Source organism: Nocardioides marmoriginsengisoli, assembly GCF_003725695.1.
In the GTDB taxonomy this organism is placed as follows: Bacteria; Actinomycetota; Actinomycetes; order Propionibacteriales; family Nocardioidaceae; genus Marmoricola; species Marmoricola marmoriginsengisoli.
Genome location: NZ_RJSE01000009.1, coordinates 259,433 through 277,636 on the forward strand (window position 1 = coordinate 259,433; position 18,204 = coordinate 277,636).

The following is an 18,204-nucleotide window of genomic DNA, read 5'->3' on the forward strand; positions in this document are numbered from 1 at the left end:
AGCTCCTCTTGATTCGAACATCTGTTCGATCAAGGATGGAGTCATGACAACCACGGCAGAGCACCTCGATCCGGCACCCGCGCCGGATCTGCAGGCCTGCCTGGACACGATCACGGCGATCGACACCGACGCACTGGACCCGGACGGGCAGGCCCGCCTCGTGCAGTCGTTGTCCCAGGTGGTGGCCGTGGCGACCGCGAAGAAGCTCCAGGCACTCGCCTCGGCCGAACGGTCCCGCACCGCCGCGAGGGTCGGTGCCGCCTCGACCGGCCAGTGGGCCGCACGGCTGACCAACAGCGACCAGGTCGTCGCGCAGCGGCAGGTTCGGCTGGCCCGAGGACTCGACGACCGACCGGCGGCCGGCGCCGCGCTCGCCCGCGGAGTGATCAGCCCCGAGCACGCCGAGGTCATCGTGCACGCGGACCGCCAGCTCCCCGCGCACGTGACCACCGCCCAGCGCGAGGTCGTCGAGCAGGAACTGGTCACCAAGGCCCAGGTCCTGTCGCCGTCCGCGCTCCGCAGAGTCGCCCGCCGGGCGCTGACCGCGATCGAGGACGACGTCGCCGCCGTGGACGCCCACGAGAACGAGCTGGTCCGCGACCTCGAGCAGCACGCCAGGACCCGGACCCGGCTGACCCTGCACGACAACGACGACGGCACCGTCACCGGGCACTTCACCGTCCCCACGGCGCAAGGCCACCTGCTGCGCAAGATCCTCGACACCATCACGGCCCCGCGCCGCGGACGACCGGGAGCGTCTCGCGCCCAGGTCGGGGACCGCGAGGCGCGCACCGACTGGGACCGGGCCCGCGGCGAAGCGTTCTGCGAACTCGTCGACCACCTTCCGACCGACCACCTGCACCCCAGGACCGCCGCCACCCTGGTCGTCACCGTCGACGAGGCCACCCTGCGCCACGCACTCAAGGTCGCCCACCTCGACACCGACGAGGCCCTCTCCGCCGGCGAGGCACGTCGTCTGGCCTGCACCGCCCGGATCCTGCCCGTCGTCCTGGGCGGCGCGTCACTTCCCCTCGACCTGGGTCGATCCGCACGACTGTTCAGCGAAGCCCAGCGCACCGCCCTGGGCACCACCCACCGAGCCTGCGCCGCAGACGGCTGCGAGAGACCTTTCGCCTGGTGCGAGCTGCACCACGACGTCCCGTGGTCACACCTCGGAAAGACCGATCTGGCCCGTGCGGTCCCGCTGTGCCACTTCCACCACCGGCGCATCCACGACCAGCACTACGTCCACCACCGACAACCCGACGGGTCGATCGCCTTCCACCAGCGCCACGAGCCTCCGCTCGCGCAACGTGCACGCAACGTCGTCGTTCCTAGCGTGTGAGCCACACCACTACCTCACCTTCTGGAGTCGACGATGACTGTCTACGCACCTCCCGGATCCGCTGACTCGCTGGTCCCGGTCAAGCCCCGCTACGACCACTTCATCGGCGGCGAGTGGGTCGCGCCCGCCACCGGTCAGTACTTCGAGAACATCAGCCCGGTCAACGGGAAGCCGTTCACCGAGATCGCCCGCGGCACCGAGGCCGACATCGAGAAGGCCCTCGACGCCGCGCACGCGGCCGCCCCGACCTGGGGCCGTACGTCGCCCGCCGAGCGCGCGAACATCCTCAACAAGATCGCCGACCGGATCGAGCAGAACCTGGAGCTGCTCGCGGTCGCCGAGACCTGGGACAACGGCAAGCCGGTCCGCGAGACCAAGGCCGCCGACCTGCCGCTGGCCGTCGACCACTTCCGCTACTTCGCCGGCGCGATCCGCGCCCAGGAGGGCGGCATCAGCGAGATCGACGCCGAGACCTACGCGTACCACTTCCACGAGCCGCTCGGCGTGGTCGCGCAGATCATCCCGTGGAACTTCCCGATCCTGATGGCGACCTGGAAGCTGGCGCCCGCGCTGGCCGCCGGCAACGCCGTGGTGATCAAGCCCGCCGAGCAGACCCCCTGGTCGCTGCTGGTGCTGTTCGAGCTGATCGGCGACCTGCTCCCGGCCGGCGTCGTCAACATCGTCAACGGGTTCGGCGTCGAGGCCGGCAAGCCGCTCGCCTCCAGCAACCGGATCGCGAAGGTCGCCTTCACCGGGGAGACCACCACCGGCCGGCTGATCATGCAGTACGCCAGCCAGAACCTGATCCCGGTCACCCTCGAGCTCGGCGGCAAGAGCCCGAACATCTTCTTCGACGACGTCGCGAGCTCCAACGACGCGTTCTACGACAAGGCGCTCGAGGGCTTCGCGATGTTCGCCCTCAACCAGGGCGAGGTCTGCACCTGTCCCTCGCGGGCGCTGGTGCAGGACGGCATCTACGCCGACTTCGTCTCCGACGCGGTGACCCGGGTGGAGAAGATCGTCCAGGGCAACCCGCTGGACGACAACACGATGATCGGCGCGCAGGCCTCCAACGACCAGCTCGAGAAGATCCTGAGCTACCTCGACATCGGTCGCGCCGAGGGCGCCCGGGTGCTCACCGGCGGTGAGCGCAACGTCCTCGAGGGCGATCTCGCCGAGGGGTACTACGTCCGGCCGACGATCTTCGAAGGCGACAACTCGATGCGGATCTTCCAGGAGGAGATCTTCGGGCCGGTGGTCGCGCTGACCTCGTTCGCCGGCGAGGACGACGCGCTCAAGATCGCCAACGACACCTTGTACGGGCTCGGTGCCGGCGTCTGGTCGCGGGACGCGGGCCTGGCGTTCCGGATGGGGCGCGGGATCCAGGCCGGCCGGGTCTGGACGAACTGCTACCACGCCTACCCGGCGCACGCCGCGTTCGGCGGCTACAAGCAGTCCGGGATCGGGCGCGAGAACCACAAGATGATGCTCGACCACTACCAGCAGACGAAGAACCTGCTGGTGTCGTACTCCCCGGATGCCTTGGGCTTCTTCTGATGTACAGCTCCACCAGACGGGTGGATGTCACCGAGGAGGCGGCGGAGCTTCTCCGCCGCCTCGTCGGCCAGTACGGCCCTCTGATGTTCCACCAGTCCGGAGGGTGCTGCGACGGTTCCTCGCCGATGTGCTTCCCGGACGGCGACTTCCTCACCAGCGAGGCGGACGTCCATCTGGGCGACCTCGACATCGGCCTGGAGAGGCCGGTCCCGTTCTGGATGTCGCGATCGCAGTTCGCCTACTGGTCGCACACCCACCTGACCGTCGACGTGGTGCCCGGACGGGGGTCGGGCTTCTCCGTCGAGGCACCGGAAGGGGTCCGCTTCCTGATCCGCTCGCGGCTCTTCACCGACCAGGAGTCAGCGGCGCTGCTGAGCGAAGAAGGCGTCGAGCAGCGCGGCTGACTCCTCGGCAAGCACCCCGCCGATCACCTCAGGGCGGTGGTTCAGCCGCCGATCCCGTACGACGTCCCAGAGGCTGCCGACCGCGCCGGCCTTGTCGTCGTACGCGCCGAAGACGAGGCGTTGCACCCGGGACAGCACGATCGCGCCGGCGCACATCGTGCACGGCTCCAAGGTGACCACCAGGGTGCAGCCGTCGAGCCGCCACTCGCCGCGCGTGACCGCGGCGGCACGCAGCGCGACTACTTCCGCGTGCCCGGTCGGGTCGCCGTCGCGCTCCCGGATGTTCACGCCCGAGCCGATCACCGCTCCGTCCGGGTCGAGGACCACCGCGCCGATCGGCACGTCCTGGCCGGCCTCGGCGGCGCGCTCCAGCGCTTGCCGCATCGCGGCGTCCCAGGTCGACAAGGGGCTAGTCCGCCTCGACGTCGTCGACGTACTCGTCGAACGCGTCACCGAACCCGATCTGCGACGCGATCTCGCCGAGCAGGTCCTCGGGGTAGAGGTCGAGGTCGTCGAGCAGCTCGCCCATGTCGGCGGCCGAGAAGCCGAGGTCCGCGACGATGCCGAGGTCGCCGGCCGGGGCCTGCTCCTCCTCGTCGACCTCGACGTGCACCCCGAGGTGGTCGACGGCCGAGCGGGCCAGGGTCCAGTCCGGGGCGGCCGACGCGTCCGAGAGCAGCACCCGGACCCGCGAGCCCTCGGCGCGCACCAGCAGGACGAAGTCCTCGTCGATCGAGATCAGTGCCAGCGCCCCCGAGATGCCGGGGTAGCGGCGCAGCTCCTTGGCGATCGACTCGACGTCGTCGAGGCAGCGGCCGGGCAGCTCGGCGACGTTCCAGGCGCCGTCGTCCAGGTAGGCGACGACGGCCAGGTCAATGTCATTGACCTCGGCATCAGTCACGTCCGACACGTCGCACCGCCTCCGGTCCCGGGTGGGCCTTACCTGATGGTGGCAGAACACCGGGTCCGCGCCAACTGGGTTGGCCTCTGCGTAGGCTGCCGTTCATGCGCTTGCACGTTGTCGATCACCCCTTGGTCTCCCACAAGCTCACGACCCTGCGCGACGAGCGCACGCTCTCGCCGGAGTTCCGCCGACTGACCGACGAGCTGGTCACCCTGCTCGCCTACGAGGCCACCCGGGAGGTGCGGGTCGAGCCGGTGACGGTGCAGACGCCCGTCTCACCGGCGCACGGGGTCGCGCTGAGCCGGCCGCGTCCGCTCGTGGTCCCGATCCTGCGGGCCGGCCTCGGCATGCTCGACGGGATGATGCGCCTGGTCCCGACCGCCGAGGTCGGCTTTCTCGGCATGGTCCGCAACGAGGAGACCCTGGAGGCGTCGACGTACGCCGAACGGCTGCCCGCGGACCTGTCCGGCCGGCAGTGCTACGTGCTCGACCCGATGCTCGCCACCGGCGGCACCCTGGCTGCGGCGCTGGAGTTCCTGGTCGACCGCGGCGCCGACCACATCACCGCGATCTGCCTGCTGGTGGCGCCGGAGGGCGTGGCCAACCTGGAGGCGGGCATCGCGCACCTCGACATCCCGATCACCGTGGTGACCGCGGCGCTGGACGAGCGGCTGAACGAGAAGGGCTACATCGTGCCCGGGCTCGGTGACGCCGGCGACCGCCTGTACGGGCTGGCTCAGTAGTAGAAGCTGGCTCAGTAGTAGAAAACCGTGACCTGACCGGTGGCGGTCGCGAGCATCACCAGCGCCACGATCAGCACCAGGATGAGGTAGCCGCCCTCCCGGTCCTGCCGGTCGCGGTCCTTCTCCGGCGCGGAGTACCGATACCCGTCGTCCGGGCTGATCTTGAACTCATCGATACGTGCCATGGCAGTACCTCCACCTCCACGGTACGCCGGTGGTCGTGGATGCAACAGGCTCCGCGGCCGCGCTATCCGCCGATCAGGTCGCGGGTCGGCGGGTGCACGATCGCGCCGTCGCGGGTGACGGCGCAGCCCGCGACGATCTCGTCGGCGAAGTCGGGCGCGAAGACGGCGGAGTCACCGGGAAGAGTCATCGACGTCAGCAGGCTGAGCACGTTGCGGGCGTAGAGCTGCGAGGCCGGAGCGGGCAGCTGGCTGGTCACGTCCGCTCCGCCCCAGACCTGGGCCTGCCCGATCCGAACGATCTCACCGGGCCGGACCCCTTCGACGTTCCCGCCGGCCTCGGCGGCGATGTCGACGACCACCGAGCCCGGGCGCATCGCCTCGACCATCGCCCGGCTGACCAGCACCGGTGCACGCAGCCCGGGCACCGCCGCGGTGGTGATCAGCACGTCGGCGTTCGCGACGTACGGCGCCAGCAGCTCCTGCTGCCGGGCGGACCTGGCCGCGGTCATCTCCCGCGCGTAGCCGGCCGCTCCGTCGAGAGGGGCCAGGCCGAGGTCGATCGGGACCGCCCCGAGCGAGGCGATCTCCTCCGCTGCGGACGCACGCACGTCGTACGCCCGGACGACGGCCCCCAGCCGCTGCATCGTCGCGATCGCCTGCAGGCCGGCCACCCCGGCGCCGAGCACCACCACCTCGGCCGGCGGCACCGTTCCGGCGGCGGTGATGCTCATCGGCAGGAACCGGCGCAGTAGCCCCGAGGCCACGATCGCCGCCCGGTAGCCCGCGACGAAGGCCTGCGAGGAGAGCGCGTCCATCGGCTGGGCCCGGGAGATCCGCGGCACCAGCTCCATCGCGAACGAGGTCACCCCGGCGTCGCGCAGCGCGACCACCACCTCCCGCTCCTGGCGCACCGGGAGGAACGAGATCAGCGCGGCCCCGGACCGCATCTCCCGGACGACGGCCGGGTCGGGCGGCTGCACCGCGAGCACCAGGTCCGCCTGCCGCACGGCGCCCTCGTCCAGGACCGCGCCCGCGTCGACGTACGCCTCGTCGGTGAACTCGGCCCGGTCGCCGGCACCCGGCTCGACCAGGACCAGGCAGCCGAGGGCGGTGAGCTCGCCGACCAGCTCGGGCACCATCGCCACCCGGGCCTCACCGGGACGGGTCTCCCTGACCACCGCGACCTTCACCCCTGCACGGTATTCCAGCGCCGGCCAGAACAGCCCGTTCGACGAACCAGAACAGCCCGCTCGGCAGACCAGAACAGCCCGTTCGACGGAGAGCGGCTAGGTGCTGGAGACGCCGCCTACCACCGAGCCGATCCCGTAGGTGACGGCCATCGCCAGCAGGCCGCCGACGACGTTGCGGATCATCGCGCGGCGGACGTCGGCCTCGGCGAACCTGGCCGACGCGAAGCCGGTCAGGGCCAGCGCCAGGACCACCGCGACCACGGTGGCCCAGATCCGGGACGACTCGCTGAAGAGGGTGATCGTGAGCAGCGGGAGCGCCGCGCCCAGGACGAAGGAGATCAGCGAGGCGACGGCCGCCTGCCACGGGCTGGTGAGCTCGTCCGGGTCGATCCCGAGCTCGGCGTCGGCGTGCGCGGCCAGCGCGTCGTGGGCGGTCAGCTCCTCGGCGACCTGGATCGCGAGCGATTCGCTGAGTCCCTTGTCCCGGTAGATCCCGGCCAGCTCGGCGAGCTCGTCCTCGGGATCGTCCTCGAGCTCCTGGCGCTCCTTGGCGATCAGCGCCTGCTCGGTGTCGCGCTGGGTGCTGACCGAGACGTACTCGCCGGCCGCCATGCTGAGGGCGCCGGAGACCAGGCCGGCAGCGCCGGCGATGAAGAGGGTGTGCCGGCTGTCGGTGGCACCGGCCACGCCCATCACCAGGCCGGCGACCGAGACGATGCCGTCGTTGGCACCGAGCACCGCGGCGCGCAACCAGTTCAGCAGCGCCGAGGTGCTCTCGTGGTGCGGCTCGTGCTCGTGCGGTCCGATCTCGGCGTCAGGCGGCAGCTCGGCTTCGGTGGTCACGGTGCCAATCCACCACGCCGGACGGTCCGGTCGCAACGAAGGCAAGGCTGCGTTGAATCCGCGCCTTGTCGGCTCTCCACTCGAAGCGGTACCGGGTCAGGTTCTCCTCCGGCTCCCGGCCGGTGATCACCGCGACCACCACCACGACCTTGTCGTCGAGCCGCACCCGGCAGCGGGCCTTCGTGCCGACCTCGCCGGTCAGGTACGGACAGGTGACCTCGTCCGGCTCCGCCTTGAGCTTCGCCGCGGCCCGTTTCCGCAGGTCGTCCTCGAGGGCGTCACCGGTGATGCCGAACTCGGCCACCTCGTCGTCGAGCTTCACGTGCAGCCGGCCGCCGCCCTCGGTACTGGTGACGCTCACCGTTCCGGAGACCCGGATCAGCCGGCCGCCGCTCAGCTCGGCGACCCGTTCGCAGCGGACCTCGCTGCCGACCTCGAAGTCCAGGTCCGGACAGGTCAGCTCGCCGGGTGCCATCCCCGGGTGGGTGGTCTCCAGCTGGCGCTCGGCCATCGCGCCGACCTGGCTGCCCGCGATGCTGTCGATGTCCGGCGTCTCGGAGGTGGTGGTACTGCCGCAGCCGGTGACGAGCAGCAGCGCGAGCAGGGCCGCCGGTCGCATCAGCCACCGACCCCGGCACCGAGCTCGGCGACCCAGGCCGGGACCAGCTCACTGGCCAGGCCCTGCCGCGAGACCCGGAAGTCGCTGTTCGCAGCACGCTCCAGGTTGAGCTCCAGGGTGTCGCTGCCGCCGGCGATCGCGTAGTCCACGAACGCGGCCGCCGGGTAGACCACCCCGGAGGTCCCGATCGAGACGAACAGGTCGCAGGTGAAGAGCGCCCGGTGGATGTCGTCCATGCCGTACGGCATCTCGCCGAACCAGACCACGTCCGGCCGGAGCGCGGCGACACCGCAGCGCGGACAGGGCGGTTCGTCGGCCAGCGTGCCGGTCCACGGCATCCGGGAATCGCAGGACACGCACCACGCCGCGCGCAGCTCGCCGTGCATGTGGTGCACCCGCCGCGAGCCGGCCTGCTCGTGCAGGTCGTCGATGTTCTGGGTGACCAGGAACAGGTCGTCGCCGATCAGGTTCTCGAGCTCGGCCAGCGCCCGGTGCGCCGCGTTCGGAGCGACCCGGGCCAGGACAGCACGACGCTCGTCGTAGAAGCGCTGCACCAGAGCCCGGTCCTCGGCGAACGCCTCCGGGGTGGCGACGTCCTCCGGGCGGTGGTTCTCCCAGAGGCCGTCGGCGTCCCGGAAGGTCGCCAGCCCGCTCTCCGCAGAGATACCGGCACCGGTGAGAACGACGACCTTCACGTCCCGAAGGTTATCCCCGGGCTGTTCGGGAGGTCAGTTGGCGACGGTGAAGCGCTGCCGCACGTGCGCCCGGGTCTCGATCTCGTCGACCAGTGCCACCGCGTAGTCCTCGATGCTGACGGTGTCCCCGACCGGCGACTCCAACCCGAGCACGAACGACCCGGTGCGCTCGCCGGGCTGGATCACCGGAGCCGGGGAGAGGTAGGTCCAGTCGACGACGTCGTCGGTCTCGCGCAGCAGCTCCAGCGTCGCCGCCCCCTTGGTGGCCTCGGCCTTGTAGATCTCCGGGAACTCAGGAGTGTCGAGCAGCCGGACACCGTCGACGGTGAGGCTGCCGGCGCCGCCGACGACGACCAGGCGGCGGTCGCCGAGGGTGTCGACCAGGTTGGCGACCGAGTCGACGAACCGGGTGCCGTCGTCGTCGGTGCGGCTCGGGCCGATCGCGGAGACGACGACTTCGTGGTCCGCGGCGACGTCGGCGGCGAACGCCGGGTCGAGGGCGTCGCCGGTGAGCGCGCTGCCGCGCCGGCTGATCCCGGTGACCTGGTGGCCGCGGGTGGTGGCCTCGGTGGCGATGGCGCTTCCGATGGCGCCGGTGGCGCCGTACAGGGCGATCTTCATGGGTATCTCCTTGGTGGGACGTCGATGGTTGAATGCTCAACAGAGACAGTATCTATTTGATACCGAGCACTTCAACGTGCTATAGATACCTCATGGAAACTATTGCGTCTTCCAGCGCCTTCCCGCCGGACGCGTTCGCGAAGGACTGCGCCTCCCGGGTGGTGCTCGACAGGATCGGCGACCGCTGGACGGTGCTGGTCGTCGGTGCCCTGGCGGACGGCCGGCTGCGGTTCTCCGAGCTCCGCACCCGGATCGAGGGCATCACCCCCAAGGTGATGACGCAGACCCTGCGCGCGCTGGAGCGCGACGGCGTCCTGACCAGGACGGTGTACGCCGAGGTCCCCCCGCGGGTCGAGTACGAGCTGACCGATCTCGGCCGGGACCTGCTGGTGCCGATCGACGCGATCCGGCACTGGGCCGAGCAGCACGCGTCCCGGATCGTGGCGAACCGCGAGGTGTACGACCGGTAGCCTCACCGCCATGACTGACACCGGATGGTTCGCGTACGCACCGGACGGACCGGAGGCGCCGGTCCCGCCGAAGCGCCGCGTCCCGGTCGCCGCGATCGTCGCCGTCCTGGTGGTGCTGGCCCTGATCGCCGGTGGTCTGGTCGCCTTCCTCGTGCTCAAGGACGACGGCGACGAGCCGAGCTACCCGAAGACCTGGGACTCCCGGATCGCGCCGTACGTGAAGATCGTCGAGAAGGAGCGCCGCCTCACCTTCAAGCACCCCGTCGAGGTCCGCTTCCTCGACGCCGCCGCGTTCGAGAAGACCGTGAAGAGCGAGGACAAGGACCTCGACAAGAAGGAGCGTCGCGAGATCGATGAGGTCACCTCCCTGTTCCGGGCCTTCGGCCTGATCGACGGCGACGTGGACCTCTTCGAGGCCTTCAACGACGCCTACGGCTCCGGCACGCTGGCGTATTACTCGTTCGACGACCAGCGGATCACCGTCAAGGGCAAGGAGCTCTCCCTCGCCGTCCGCGCCACGCTCGTCCACGAGCTGACCCACGCGCTCCAGGACCAGCGCTTCGACATCGGCAACCGGATGGACCGGCTCTCCAAGGAGACCGAGAGCGGGAAGCCCACCACCGCGTACGACGCCCTCGAGGCGATCGTCGAGGGCGACGCCGAGCGCACCGCGGACCTGTACCGGAAGACCCTCTCCGCCGCCGACCAGAAGGCCCTGGCGAAGGCCGAGGAAGAGGACCAGGGCGACGCCCAGAAGGGCCTGGAGAAGGTCCCCGGCGTGGTGGTCTCGCTGATCAGCGCGCCGTACGCGCTCGGCCAGGCACTGACCGAGGCGGTCGCCGAGGAGGACAAGGACGACGTCGACGACCTCTTCCGCGACCCGCCGACCAACGACTCCGTCCTGGTCGACCCGATGGCCGCCGCCACCGGCGACACGGACATCGCCGACGTCGCCGTACCGGGCCTGGAGGACGGCGAGAAGAAGTTCGACTCCGGCCAGATCGGCGCGCTGACGACGTACCTGATGCTGGCCCAGCGGATCCCCGTGCTCGACGCGCTCGCCGCGACCGACGGCTGGGACGGCGACGCGTTCGTCGCGTTCACCCGCGACGACGTCAAGTGCGCCCGGGTCTCCTACGCGACCAAGGACGACGCCGCGACGGGTCGGCTGCTCGCGGCGCTGCGGACCTGGATCGCCGCGGTGCCGGGCTCGAAGGCCGAGGCCACCCGTGACGGCGACCGGATCGTGTTCGAGTCCTGCGACCCAGGCACCTCGGCCGAGCTCGGGAAGGACCACTCGACCACCGCCGTCGAGCTGGTCGCGACGCGGGCGTACCTGGGGGTCGGCGTGCTCCAGGCGGGAGCCAACGCGGACACCGCGAAGTGCTTCGCGCACCAGATGATCGAGCAGTTCCCGGTTGCCGAGCTCCAGAACCCGAACCTCGGCAAGGACGACCCGGCCGTGGTCCGGAAGATCCAGAAGATCGCGACCGACTGTCGCTGAACCCCGGTACGACGGGCCGCCGACCTCTAGGTTGGCTGCCATGACCGAGTACCTGGAATCACCCGGCGAGCGCCCCGGCCGGACCTTCACGATCACCTTCGACCTCTCCCGGCTGCCCACGGCGGCGACCGCGGCCGGCGTCGCCCTGGTCTCCGCGGCCGTGGTGGTCTCGGCGATGTACACCCGCAACACCGGCGACCTGGACACCTCGAACTTCGTGATGGGCGCGCTCTCCGCGCTCGGCCTGCTCGGGTTCGCGGTGGTGGCGCACCTGGTCGTCCCGGACGCCGAGCGCCGGGCGGGCCTGGTCTCGTGGCCCGGTGCGGCCGGCGCGGCCGGACTCGGCGTGATGCTCAGCGTGCTGATCTCGAACGACGACGTCTCGATCTACGCCGGCGCTGGTCTCGCTCTGGTGCTGTCGGTCGCCGGCTACCTCCTCACCCGGGCCGCGCCGTTCGTGCTCAGCTCCCTCGCGGCGCTGGTCGTCCTCTACGCGAAGCTGTTCGACGACGTCATCGACGAAGGGGACGAGGGGTCGCAGTTCATCGTCATCGGCGCCGCCGTGATGATCTTCGTGATGGTCGCGACCGCCGCCGGCTGGTTGCTGCCGGCGACCCGTGAGCTCACCGGAATCGTCGTCGGCATCGCCGGGCTCGCGACGATGGCGGGGGTCCTGATGTCGCTCGGCACCATCCGCGCGATGACGGTGGCCTTCTCCGAGTTCCGGGTCTCGGGTTTCGACGACGAGACGGACTTCGCGGAGATGGACGACCTCCCCGGCGGACACTTCTTCTCCGGGGTCGGCGAGGATCCGTACCAGAACGACGTCTACATCGTCCTGCTGTTCTGCCTCGCCCTGGCGCTGTTCTGGTTCGGCTGCGCGCTGAGCACCGGCCACGTCGGCTTCCGGCTGCTGGTCGCGGGCAGCGCGGTCCTGATCATCCCGATCGCCACGATCGCGCTGATGGCGAACCGCCCGACCTGGTGGGAGGTCGGCGCGTGCGCGCTCGGCGGTCTGGTGCTGATCGGGGCGGCGGCCCGGGCACGCCGGCCGGAGACGCCGGCGGAAGTGCCGGTAGCTCCCTAGGAAGTTTCTCGTCACCAGGTGTCCCGGATCCCTCGCAGCCGGACATCTGGCTGATGAGCACGTCCCATCCGAGGGGCGCGCCCGAGCTCTAGGGGCAACCAGTGGCTACTTCCACGCAGGTACGACGGATCGCGGCTCTGACCATGGGGATGGGCATCCTCCTCGCCACCGGGTTGTCGCCGGCCGGCGCGACCGTCAAGACGGGCACGATCAACGACATCGACTGCAACGCGACCTCGGTCAAGACGGGGGTCTCGCTCGTCCAGGGCCACAGCGGCACGTTCAAGATCAAGCAGAACTCGGCGACCGACGACCGTCGTACGGACTGGACCGCGCGGTCGTCGAACGGCAACGACCTCGGTTACAAGCACACCAGCACCGGGGACACGGTCACCTGGAACGGCGTGCTGCCGAGCACCTACACCGTGCGCGCCCGCAAGTACGTCCCGAGCGACTGCTCCCCGCTGAACCCGTTCAGCGACGGCAGCTACGACGTGACGTACACGGCCACCTCGACCAACTAGGCCGTTGCGAACCAAGCGGCTGGCGATCGCGGCGTGCGCCCTGGCGTGCGCCGCGTTCGCGGCCGGATGCGGCAGCGACGAACCGGCCTCGCTGCGGGCGGACGCACCGGTCTTCCAGGGCCTCGACGGCAAGGTCGTCGCGGAGGTGCTGGCGAACCCGGACGCGAGCCGCAAGATCGCCGAGGAGGAGACCGACTCCGCGCGCGACAGCATGGCGCAGGGCATCGTGATCAACTTCGTGACCTGCCGCGAGGTCGCCGCGGCGTACCGGTCGTGGCTGACCACGGGAGTCCGCCCCGAGCTCGCGCCGGTGCCGGCGGTGCGCTCGCCCCAGGAGCCGTCGTACACGGACGCCCGCGGGATCCGCGAGCACCTGGTGGCGCGCATCCTCAGCGGTGACCCGAGCCAGCTGCGGGCCTATCTCGAGGGACCGTCGTCGTGCGGCCACTGGATCCCGGCGGTTCCCGGAGACGTCTCCGGACCGACGATCGAAGACTCCCTGAAGGAGGTGCAGTGACCCAGCGCCTCGGGGCGCTGGGGGTCCTGGTTGTGCTTGCGTTCATGTCGGGATGCGCAAGCACAACCAGGTCCGACGACGGTCCGGGGTCTGCGGACTCGGAGTCTCCGGCCACGGCACCTCCCACGATCAGGCGGGCCGACCTGAAGCTGGAGTACACGCTGGACGCGGTCACCGCGCGCAGCGACCGGATCGCCATCGTCACCAACGACCAGCTGCGGTTCGTGCCCCGCGGCGGCCCGGACCAGCGCACGGTCCAGGCCGGAACGCCGGTCGGCCGGCTGGTGGTGTCGCAGGCCGCGCGAGACGCGCTGTCCGCGCCCGGGGCCGGCGGGGCAGCTTCCCGGCTCGCCGGACTGGAGGCGCAGCAGCGCGAGGTCCGGGCTCCGGTCGACGCCGTCCTGCACGCGTCCGGGCGGGCGCCCTCCTTCGCCGCGCCCGGCCTGGACGTGGTCGCGGCGCTGACGCCGATCCAGTACCTGCGCTACCTCTCGATGCCCTTCTCCGGCACCGCCCAGGTCGAGACCGTGCTCGGCCCGACGACGGTCCGCTGCGCCGCCCTGTGGAGCACCCCCGTCGAGGCGACGAACGAGAGCGCCGCCGCCCTGCACTGCCGGCTCCCCGCCGGCGTCCAGACCGCACCGGGGCTGCGGTCCACGGTGACGATGCGGTCGACCGAGCTGAAGGACGTCCTGCTGGCCCCCAACCTCTCCATCGGGTACGACGAGCGCACCGACCGCTACTCCGTCTCGGTGATCCGGGACGGCGACGTAGTCCGGGTGCCCGTCGAGGTCGGGGTGACCGACGGCGTGGTCCGGGTGATCCGGGGAGCCGTCCGGGCCGGCGACCAGCTCGCTCCCCCGGTGACGGCGGATCCGTGACCGGGTACGCCGCCGAGCTCCTCGACGTCTCCGTCGCCTACGCCACCGACTCGGAGAGCGTGCTGGCGCTGAACTCGGTCAGCTTCGCCTGCCGCCCGGCCAGCTCGACCTCCATCGTCGGCCGGTCGGGCAGCGGCAAGTCCACCCTGATCTCGGTGCTGTCCCTGCTCCGCGAGCCGACCGTCGGCAAGGTGCTCCTCGACGGCGAGGACGCGGCGCTGATGAGCGACGCGAACAGGTCGGTGCTCCGGTCCGCACGGATCGGCATCGTCTTCCAGGCGTTCCACCTCGAGCCGTCGCTGACGGTGCTGCAGAACGTGATGCTCGGGTGGAACTTCCGGCACGCCGGCCTGAGCCGGTCCCAGGCAGTCGCCCGCGCCACCGACGACCTCGACTCGCTGGGCATCGCCGACCTGGCCGGCCGACGGCCCAACGCGCTCTCCGGCGGTCAGCGCCAGCGCGTCGCGATCGCCCGCGCGGTGTTCGCGCGTCCCACCCTGCTGGTCGCCGACGAGCCGACCGGCAACCTGGACGAGGAGACTGCCGGCGCGGTCGCGGAAAAGCTGCTCGCCCTGCCCGGGCAGTACGGCACCGCGGTCGTGATCGTCACCCACGACCAGGCGATCGCGCGGCTGGCGGACACCCGGCTGGAGCTCGTCCGAGGTCGGATCCGCGATGCTCGGGCGTGAGGCCGGTTCGACCGTCAGGCTCGCGCTCCAGCTAGCTCGGGCGGCCCGGGTCCGGCTGCTCCTCTCGGTGCTGCTGGTCGCGATCGCCATGACGGTGTTCCTGATCGTCTCCCAGCTCTCCCAGATCGGAACCCGCGGTCTCGACGACGCGATCGACTCCGAGTCCGGGGCCGAGGGGTCGTACTCGGTCGAGACGCAGACGACCTTCGGGCTGGGGCGCACCGCCTTCGTCGAGCGCGTCGTGCACCGGTTGCAGCGGATCAGCAGCGCGCCGGTCAGCTACGTCGTCGGCTACCCCGACATCCGGCCCGAGTGCCCGCCGTACGACGTGCTCGGGTCGGGGATGGTCCGCTTCGTCTACCGGGCCGACGGGACGCCGTACCCGCTCCGGTACGGCGGCTCGCTCCCCGGCGACACCAAGGTCTGCCTCGCCGGTGCCGCGGTGCCGGCGCGAGCGATCTTCGTCCCGTCGGCCGCGGACAAGAACCGCTGGGGTGACGGGCTGACGCTCGCCCCGGCGTACGAGTCGTCCGCGGCTCTGATGTCCTCGGAACCGATCGCCTACCGGTTCGTCGTCACGACCGGCCAGCCGGACAGCATCCCGGCAATCCGGTCCGCGCTGCAGGCCGAGCTCGGCACGGACGCGACGAAGTTCGGCGTCACCGTCGACGAGGTGACGGTCACGATCGGCCGGCTCGACCGCGGTGAGCAGGTGCGGGCGGCGAGCGCCGGCATCAAGACCATCTTCGGGGTGATCGGGTGGGGCGTGCTGATCCTCGGGGCGCTCGGCCTCCTGGTCTCGCAGCTGATCGTGGTGCGGGACCGGATGTGGCTCTTCGGGCTGAGCCTGGCGCTGGGGGCGCGGCGCGTCCACGTCGCGCTGCTGGTCGGTGTCGAGGTGCTCGCCACCGTCGTCCTCGGCGTCGCGTCCGCGATCGTGCTCGCGCTCGCCTCCCAGCCGCTCGCGGACCGGGTCGCGCAGGCGACCTTCGACGCGGACGCCGACCTGGTCAACCCGGCCGCCATCCCCCGCCTGGTCCTCGGCTCCGTCGTGGTGCTCGTCGTCGCCTCGGCCTGGCCGGTGGTCCGGGCGACCACCCAGGACCCCCTCGACGTCCTCGAGCCGAAGCTCTCCTAAGACGGCTGTCCCGATCGGGCTCCTGCCGGACATCTGACTGTCATGACCCGCATCCGATTCCTGCTCGCACCGACCCTCGCCGCCCTCGCGATCGGTGCCGGCGCCATCCCGGTCGGCGCCACCACGGCGCCCGCTCCGGCAGCTACCGCGACCGCCCAGTCCTATCTCCGCGACCACCCCGGTGGCGTGCTGCGCACCGACCACGAGGTCGTCTACCCGGACGGCAGCGGGTTCGTGGCGGTCCCCGCGGACACGATGTCGCTGAGCGAGTGCTCGAGCGGGCGGTTCTGCATGTGGACCTCGGCGTCGTACACCGGCTCGTTCTCCTACGTGACCGGCAGCGGCGTGACGAAGCCGCTGAGCACGACCGTGAAGTCGTTCTGGAACAACCGCGGCCAGGCGGCCCGGCTCTACAACAACGCGGCAACGTCGTCGACCTGCTACGCGGCCGGCGACAAGAAGTCCTCGCTGACGGTTGGCTACCAGCAGCCGGCGAAGGTCCAGCTCTCCGCAGGAGCATCATGCTGAACTAGTCGCTCGCGAATGGCATCCTTGGCCCATGCTGCGGAGGGGCTCGGATGGACGCGCGCGAGTTTGAGAAGGTGTTCTGGGTGCTGCAACCCCCCTTGCTCAGGTTTGCGCGCAACCAGCTCGACCCGGCCGGGGCCGAGGACGTCGTCGCCGAGACCCTGACCACGCTCTGGGGCAAGGACCTGGCCTTCCCGGAGTCCCCGGAGGAGGAGCGCGGCCTGCACGCCCTGGCCTACCAGGTGCTGACCGGGCACATCCGCAACGAGTACCGGTCCCGGCGCCGCCGGAAGGCTCTCGCCGAACGACTCGTCGCCCAGCCCGTGAAGGTGGCGGCCACCGGGCGGTCGGCGACGGATGTGGACGACGAGGCCCGCGTCACCTACCTGCTCCAGCAGCTCTCCGTCGACGATCGCGAGGTGATCCTCTTGTTCAACGCCGGTTTCGACCTCGGCGACACCGCGCGGATCCTCGGGTGCTCGACCGCGGCGGCCGCCAAGCGCCGTACCCGGGCGCGCGGCAGGTTGCGCGAGATCGTGGACAAGGAGGCCCGGGAATGAGCAACCTCCGACCCAACGACGACCCGGAGCTGCGCAAGCTCCTCGACTCGATCGGGCTGCACGAGAACGTCGTACCGGAGTCCGATCCGGAGTCGACCGCTCGGGCGCAGGCGATGCTCGGGCGCATCCTCGAGCAACCTCGCGGCCGGGGCCAGGGGCGCCGCTTCGTCCGGCCTGACCTGCGGCTCCGTGTCGGCGGTCGGCGTACCGTGCTGGGTCTGCTCGCCGCCGGGGTCGCCTGCGCGGTGATCGCGATCGCGCTGGTGGTCGTCGAGCCGGGTGCGGGACCGCGGCCCGCGGCCGCGGAGACCCCGCCGATGCTCACGTTCTCCGGCGTGGACGGGGATCACCTCCCCGGCGCGGGCGCACCGGCGCGGGCGCTGCTGGAGAACCTGGCTGGGCGCGCGGAGGGGCAGCCCCCGGCGGCGGACCTGCCGGTGCAACGGGTCGTCCTGGATGCCTGGTGGTCGTCGACGGATCCCGCCGATCGTGACCGCGGACCCGCCACCGTGCTGGTCCCGCGGCACGTCGAGGTCTACCAGCTCCCGGACGGGACCCGGCGCTCGATCGAGCGCCGCGGCCGACCGCTGGACGCCGACGGCCGGGCCACGGACCAGCCGGGCTCGTGGAGCGCGGTGCCGTCGACCACCGACGAGACCTTCACCAACGACCTGGGCGCGGACTACCCCGGCACGCTGCCGGAGTCGGTCCCCGCTTTGCGGAAGCTGCTGGCTCCCCCGTACGGCTGCGGCGGCGTCGCCGGCGGGTGCCTGCTCGGTGCCGTCAACGACCTCTTCACCGGCTACGTGGTGGCACCATCCGTGACCGCGCGCCTCTGGCGCCTGCTCGCGACCGAGCCGACGATCACCACCCTCGGTACGACGAAGGACCGGTTGGGCCGGGACGCGGTCGTGCTCGTGGCCGACGCGACCGACCCCACCCAACGGACGCTCGTCCTGATCGACCCCGACACCGGGAGGTACCTCGGGTCGGAGTCGATCCTGGTGAAGCCGAACAAGGATCTGGGGTTCAAGCCGCCGGCGGTGGTCGCGTTCACCGCGCTCGCGAGCGCGGACCGGGTCGAGCAGGGAGAGGTGCCGGACAGCCGGACCACCACGCGGTACTGAGCGGCGATGGTTCGGACCTGGTCAGTAGTACCAGGGGAAGCACGGCAAGCTCAGCGGGTGTTGGTAGTCATCG

At 71.0% G+C, this 18,204-nt stretch carries 23 protein-coding genes; 15 read left to right on the forward strand and 8 right to left on the reverse strand.

Annotation, left to right across the window (positions count from 1 at the left end; genetic code table 11):
* Positions 1-43: 43 nt before the first annotated feature.
* The 3 genes from EFK50_RS19840 to EFK50_RS19850 are packed head-to-tail and all read left to right on the forward strand — an operon-like array spanning position 44 to position 3,306.
* Positions 44-1,345 (forward strand): HNH endonuclease signature motif containing protein, encoded by a 1,302-nt coding sequence (locus EFK50_RS19840; RefSeq protein WP_123229321.1) that lies wholly within the window; start codon positions 44-46, stop codon positions 1,343-1,345.
* Between the two features lie 33 nt (positions 1,346-1,378).
* Positions 1,379-2,902: an aldehyde dehydrogenase gene (gene adh, locus EFK50_RS19845; RefSeq protein WP_123229322.1), complete on the forward strand. Its 1,524-nt coding sequence runs from the start codon at positions 1,379-1,381 to the stop codon at positions 2,900-2,902.
* Positions 2,902-3,306 (forward strand): DUF779 domain-containing protein, encoded by a 405-nt coding sequence (locus EFK50_RS19850; RefSeq protein ID WP_123229323.1) that lies wholly within the window; start codon positions 2,902-2,904, stop codon positions 3,304-3,306. The genes adh and EFK50_RS19850 overlap by 1 nt, the downstream gene beginning before the upstream one ends.
* Here the strand turns inward: EFK50_RS19850 and EFK50_RS19855 are convergent.
* Together EFK50_RS19855 and EFK50_RS19860 are read right to left on the reverse strand one after the other, a co-directional pair.
* A complete protein-coding gene (locus EFK50_RS19855) occupies positions 3,262-3,690 on the reverse strand; it encodes a nucleoside deaminase (protein ID WP_123229600.1) in 429 nt (142 codons plus the stop codon). The two genes, EFK50_RS19850 and EFK50_RS19855, sit on opposite strands and share 45 nt — an antisense overlap.
* A 25-nt stretch (positions 3,691-3,715) precedes the next feature.
* Positions 3,716-4,207, reverse strand: coding sequence for a tRNA adenosine deaminase-associated protein (locus EFK50_RS19860; protein ID WP_246004250.1), 492 nt, complete (start codon positions 4,205-4,207; stop codon positions 3,716-3,718).
* Between the two features lie 104 nt (positions 4,208-4,311).
* On the opposite strand from EFK50_RS19860, the gene upp reads away from it, so the two are divergent.
* A complete protein-coding gene (gene upp / locus EFK50_RS19865) occupies positions 4,312-4,953 on the forward strand; it encodes a uracil phosphoribosyltransferase (RefSeq protein WP_123229325.1) in 642 nt (213 codons plus the stop codon).
* Positions 4,954-4,964: 11 nt separating this feature from the next.
* Here upp and EFK50_RS22370 read toward each other — a convergent pair whose 3' ends face one another.
* From EFK50_RS22370 to EFK50_RS19890, 6 genes are all read right to left on the reverse strand, one after another.
* Positions 4,965-5,138: a hypothetical protein gene (locus tag EFK50_RS22370; RefSeq protein ID WP_183407931.1), complete on the reverse strand. Its 174-nt coding sequence runs from the start codon at positions 5,136-5,138 to the stop codon at positions 4,965-4,967.
* Positions 5,139-5,200: 62 nt separating this feature from the next.
* On the reverse strand, positions 5,201-6,328 hold the full coding sequence (locus EFK50_RS19870) for an NAD(P) transhydrogenase subunit alpha (protein WP_123229326.1): 1,128 nt from the start codon (positions 6,326-6,328) through the stop codon (positions 5,201-5,203).
* A 96-nt stretch (positions 6,329-6,424) separates the two neighbouring features.
* Entirely contained in the window at positions 6,425-7,171 is a 747-nt protein-coding gene (locus EFK50_RS19875) for a VIT1/CCC1 transporter family protein (RefSeq protein WP_123229327.1), read from the reverse strand.
* On the reverse strand, positions 7,143-7,790 hold the full coding sequence (locus EFK50_RS19880) for a hypothetical protein (RefSeq protein ID WP_123229328.1): 648 nt from the start codon (positions 7,788-7,790) through the stop codon (positions 7,143-7,145). Before EFK50_RS19880 ends, EFK50_RS19875 begins: the two co-directional genes overlap by 29 nt.
* A complete protein-coding gene (locus EFK50_RS19885; RefSeq protein WP_123229329.1) occupies positions 7,790-8,485 on the reverse strand; it encodes an NAD-dependent deacylase in 696 nt (231 codons plus the stop codon). The genes EFK50_RS19880 and EFK50_RS19885 overlap by 1 nt, the downstream gene beginning before the upstream one ends.
* Before the next feature lie 33 nt (positions 8,486-8,518).
* Positions 8,519-9,106: an NAD(P)-dependent oxidoreductase gene (locus tag EFK50_RS19890; RefSeq protein WP_123229330.1), complete on the reverse strand. Its 588-nt coding sequence runs from the start codon at positions 9,104-9,106 to the stop codon at positions 8,519-8,521.
* Between the two features lie 92 nt (positions 9,107-9,198).
* On the opposite strand from EFK50_RS19890, the gene EFK50_RS19895 reads away from it, so the two are divergent.
* The 11 genes from EFK50_RS19895 (at position 9,199) to EFK50_RS19940 (ending at position 18,131) form a co-directional block, all read left to right on the forward strand.
* Positions 9,199-9,576 carry a winged helix-turn-helix transcriptional regulator gene (locus EFK50_RS19895; RefSeq protein ID WP_123229331.1) on the forward strand — a complete coding sequence of 126 codons (378 nt, stop codon included), beginning with the start codon at positions 9,199-9,201 and terminating at the stop codon, positions 9,574-9,576.
* Between the two features lie 10 nt (positions 9,577-9,586).
* Positions 9,587-11,080, forward strand: coding sequence for a hypothetical protein (locus EFK50_RS19900; RefSeq protein ID WP_123229332.1), 1,494 nt, complete (start codon positions 9,587-9,589; stop codon positions 11,078-11,080).
* 40 nt (positions 11,081-11,120) lie between these two features.
* On the forward strand, positions 11,121-12,167 hold the full coding sequence (locus EFK50_RS19905; RefSeq protein ID WP_123229333.1) for a hypothetical protein: 1,047 nt from the start codon (positions 11,121-11,123) through the stop codon (positions 12,165-12,167).
* Positions 12,168-12,268: 101 nt separating this feature from the next.
* Positions 12,269-12,691, forward strand: a complete 423-nt coding sequence (locus tag EFK50_RS19910; RefSeq protein ID WP_148046242.1) for a hypothetical protein — start codon at positions 12,269-12,271, stop codon at positions 12,689-12,691.
* 4 nt (positions 12,692-12,695) lie between these two features.
* A complete protein-coding gene (locus EFK50_RS19915) occupies positions 12,696-13,208 on the forward strand; it encodes a hypothetical protein (protein WP_123229335.1) in 513 nt (170 codons plus the stop codon).
* Entirely contained in the window at positions 13,205-14,089 is an 885-nt protein-coding gene (locus tag EFK50_RS22375; RefSeq protein WP_183407932.1) for a hypothetical protein, read from the forward strand. Before EFK50_RS19915 ends, EFK50_RS22375 begins: the two co-directional genes overlap by 4 nt.
* Positions 14,086-14,778 (forward strand): ABC transporter ATP-binding protein, encoded by a 693-nt coding sequence (locus tag EFK50_RS19920; protein WP_183407933.1) that lies wholly within the window; start codon positions 14,086-14,088, stop codon positions 14,776-14,778. The genes EFK50_RS22375 and EFK50_RS19920 overlap by 4 nt, the downstream gene beginning before the upstream one ends.
* A complete protein-coding gene (locus EFK50_RS19925; RefSeq protein WP_123229336.1) occupies positions 14,765-15,916 on the forward strand; it encodes an FtsX-like permease family protein in 1,152 nt (383 codons plus the stop codon). Before EFK50_RS19920 ends, EFK50_RS19925 begins: the two co-directional genes overlap by 14 nt.
* Before the next feature lie 42 nt (positions 15,917-15,958).
* Positions 15,959-16,444, forward strand: coding sequence for a peptidase inhibitor family I36 protein (locus EFK50_RS19930; protein WP_123229337.1), 486 nt, complete (start codon positions 15,959-15,961; stop codon positions 16,442-16,444).
* Between the two features lie 83 nt (positions 16,445-16,527).
* A complete protein-coding gene (locus tag EFK50_RS19935; protein WP_183407934.1) occupies positions 16,528-17,004 on the forward strand; it encodes a sigma-70 family RNA polymerase sigma factor in 477 nt (158 codons plus the stop codon).
* Positions 17,001-18,131, forward strand: coding sequence for a CU044_5270 family protein (locus EFK50_RS19940; RefSeq protein WP_123229339.1), 1,131 nt, complete (start codon positions 17,001-17,003; stop codon positions 18,129-18,131). Before EFK50_RS19935 ends, EFK50_RS19940 begins: the two co-directional genes overlap by 4 nt.
* Positions 18,132-18,204 lie beyond the last annotated feature (73 nt).

Excerpts from the sequence above, each read along its gene's own strand:
- EFK50_RS19880 (WP_123229328.1), bottom strand. The coding sequence starts at position 7,790 with ATGCGACCGGCGGCCCTGCTCGCGCTGCTGCTCGTCACCGGCTGCGGC.
- EFK50_RS19930 (WP_123229337.1), top strand. The coding sequence starts at position 15,959 with ATGACCCGCATCCGATTCCTGCTCGCACCGACCCTCGCCGCCCTCGCG.
- EFK50_RS19905 (WP_123229333.1), top strand. The coding sequence starts at position 11,121 with ATGACCGAGTACCTGGAATCACCCGGCGAGCGCCCCGGCCGGACCTTC.
- EFK50_RS19840 (WP_123229321.1), top strand. The coding sequence starts at position 44 with ATGACAACCACGGCAGAGCACCTCGATCCGGCACCCGCGCCGGATCTG.
- EFK50_RS19900 (WP_123229332.1), top strand. The coding sequence starts at position 9,587 with ATGACTGACACCGGATGGTTCGCGTACGCACCGGACGGACCGGAGGCG.
- EFK50_RS19925 (WP_123229336.1), top strand. The coding sequence starts at position 14,765 with ATGCTCGGGCGTGAGGCCGGTTCGACCGTCAGGCTCGCGCTCCAGCTA.
- EFK50_RS19850 (WP_123229323.1), top strand. The coding sequence starts at position 2,902 with ATGTACAGCTCCACCAGACGGGTGGATGTCACCGAGGAGGCGGCGGAG.
- EFK50_RS19855 (WP_123229600.1), bottom strand. The coding sequence starts at position 3,690 with ATGCGGCAAGCGCTGGAGCGCGCCGCCGAGGCCGGCCAGGACGTGCCG.
- EFK50_RS19895 (WP_123229331.1), top strand. The coding sequence starts at position 9,199 with ATGGAAACTATTGCGTCTTCCAGCGCCTTCCCGCCGGACGCGTTCGCG.
- EFK50_RS22370 (WP_183407931.1), bottom strand. The coding sequence starts at position 5,138 with ATGGCACGTATCGATGAGTTCAAGATCAGCCCGGACGACGGGTATCGG.
- upp (WP_123229325.1), top strand. The coding sequence starts at position 4,312 with ATGCGCTTGCACGTTGTCGATCACCCCTTGGTCTCCCACAAGCTCACG.
- EFK50_RS19940 (WP_123229339.1), top strand. The coding sequence starts at position 17,001 with ATGAGCAACCTCCGACCCAACGACGACCCGGAGCTGCGCAAGCTCCTC.
- EFK50_RS19890 (WP_123229330.1), bottom strand. The coding sequence starts at position 9,106 with ATGAAGATCGCCCTGTACGGCGCCACCGGCGCCATCGGAAGCGCCATC.
- adh (WP_123229322.1), top strand. The coding sequence starts at position 1,379 with ATGACTGTCTACGCACCTCCCGGATCCGCTGACTCGCTGGTCCCGGTC.